At 74.2% G+C, this 1671-nt stretch carries 3 protein-coding genes and 1 pseudogene; 2 read left to right on the top strand and 2 right to left on the bottom strand.

What is annotated here, in order from left to right; all coding sequences use genetic code 11:
* A pseudogene (locus ACLEQD_RS42910) lies at positions 1-625 on the top strand (zinc chelation protein SecC); the annotation flags it as partial.
* 37 nt (positions 626-662) lie between these two features.
* Positions 663-887 (top strand): hypothetical protein, encoded by a 225-nt coding sequence (locus ACLEQD_RS42905; protein ID WP_410391726.1) that lies wholly within the window; start codon positions 663-665, stop codon positions 885-887.
* Between the two features lie 15 nt (positions 888-902).
* Here ACLEQD_RS42905 and ACLEQD_RS42900 read toward each other — a convergent pair whose 3' ends face one another.
* Both ACLEQD_RS42900 and ACLEQD_RS42895 read right to left on the bottom strand, forming a co-directional pair.
* Positions 903-1439: a cyclic nucleotide-binding domain-containing protein gene (locus tag ACLEQD_RS42900; RefSeq protein ID WP_410391725.1), complete on the bottom strand. Its 537-nt coding sequence runs from the start codon at positions 1437-1439 to the stop codon at positions 903-905.
* On the bottom strand, positions 1379-1671 hold a 293-nt coding region (locus tag ACLEQD_RS42895), incomplete at its 5' end, for a cyclic nucleotide-binding domain-containing protein (protein ID WP_410391724.1). The genes ACLEQD_RS42895 and ACLEQD_RS42900, both read right to left, overlap by 61 nt.

The following is a 1671-nucleotide window of genomic DNA, read 5'->3' as shown; positions in this document are numbered from 1 at the left end:
TCGCGGTAGCCGTGCAGGCGGCCCGCGGCGGCGCACGCCGGAGGAGCGGCGGGCGCTGTGCGTGGGCGCGCTGCTGGCCACGGCGGCGAAGAAGACGGGCAAGGTGCGGCCGGAGGACAACCCGGTGCTGGACGTCGTCTTCGACGTGCAGTTCCGCGAGTGGAGCCAGAAGCACGCGGAGGTGGTGCGCAAGTACGAGTCCCTGGTCGCCAACATGGCGCCGGAGGCCCTCACGCCGGAGGCCGCGGAGGCCCTGCGGAGGGCGGAGGCGGGCGAGCTGGACGCGCTGGTGAAGCACGTGCAGGCGGACCCCGCGCTGGTGGAGCGCATCTCCCGTGAAGCGAAGGAGCGCGCGCAGCGGGTGGAGGCGAAGCTGAGGGACGCCGCCACGCCGTCCGTCTTCTCCCCGGAGGAGGAGCTGTGGCTCACCTGCGTGCTGTGGGAGCCCCTGCGCGCGATGAAGTCCCAGCCCAAGGACCCGGAGGGCCGGCGGCAGGTCATCGCCGGGCTGCTGCGGGCCGTGAAGGGCGCGGTGGACGCGGAGTTCCTCGAAGGGATGCTGGAGCGGATGCGCGCGGGGGCGAAGGACCGGCGGCGGACGAGCCACGCGCGAGTGGCTCACTGACGCGGCCATCGCCTTCGAGGCGGAGCCCGCGCGGCTGGTGCTGGCGGCGCTGCTCACCGCCCGGCAGGAGGCGCGGGGGCGCAGCGCGGAGGAGCTGGTGGCGCTCGCGGACCTGAAGGCCCTGCCCGCGTGGACGCCGGAGCAGCTGGAGCCCTACCGGCAGCTGCTGGAGAAGGAAGGCCGCGCGGAGGGCGCGGAGCGGATCCGCCGCGCGCAGGACTGGCTGCGCGAGCACCCCGTGCAGCTGGACGCGGAGGCCTGAGGCGCTCCCCGAGCCTCAGACGAACAGCGCCTTCGCGGTCTGCTGGAGGCGCTCCGTGCCCATGCGCATGAGCTGGCCCTTGAGGCCGGGCTGGCTCACGACGTGCCGCTCGAAGGCGGCGCGCTCCAGGCGCAGCACCACGCACGGCGTCTTCGTGCGCACCGTCGCGGACACGGGCTTGTCCAGCAGCAGGGAGATTTCACCGAACACGTCCCCTTCGCGCAGCTCCGGCAGCAACACGATGCGGCCCGGCTGCTCCAGCGACAGCTGCACCTGGCCGCGCAAGAGCAGGTAGAAGGCGTCCCCCGGCTGCCCCTGCGTGAGGAGCACCTGACCCGCGGGGATGACGCGCAGGTCGAACTCGCGCGACATGGCCTGCTTCAGCGCGGGCGACAGGTTGGTGAACAGGGGGCTGGTGCGCAGCAGGTGGTCCACCAGCCGCCGCTGGTAGAAGGCGTGCACCGCCGCGTCCACCTCCGGGTGCGCCGCGCTCACGCGGGCGAGCGCGGGGCGCTTGAACTCCAGCAGCACGGAGCGCTCGGGCACCTCCACGCTGGCCAGCCTGGGCCCTCCGACACCAGCGCCACCTCGCCGAAGAAGTCCCCCGGCCCCAGCGTGGCCACGACCTGGCGCGCGTTGCCCTCCACCCGCCGGGCCACCTCCGCGCGGCCCTCCACCAGCGCGAACATGGAGTCGCCCGGCTGCCCCTCCTCCACCACGCGCTGGCCCGGCCAGAAGGCGCGCACCTCCAGCGCGTCCACCAGCGCCACGAAGGCCTCGCGTC

The organism is Corallococcus sp. 4LFB (assembly GCF_046520365.1).
Taxonomy (GTDB): Bacteria; Myxococcota; Myxococcia; order Myxococcales; family Myxococcaceae; genus Corallococcus; species Corallococcus caeni.
Note: the sequence above shows the minus strand (reverse complement) of the source record. Positions and strands in the feature narration are given on the sequence as shown.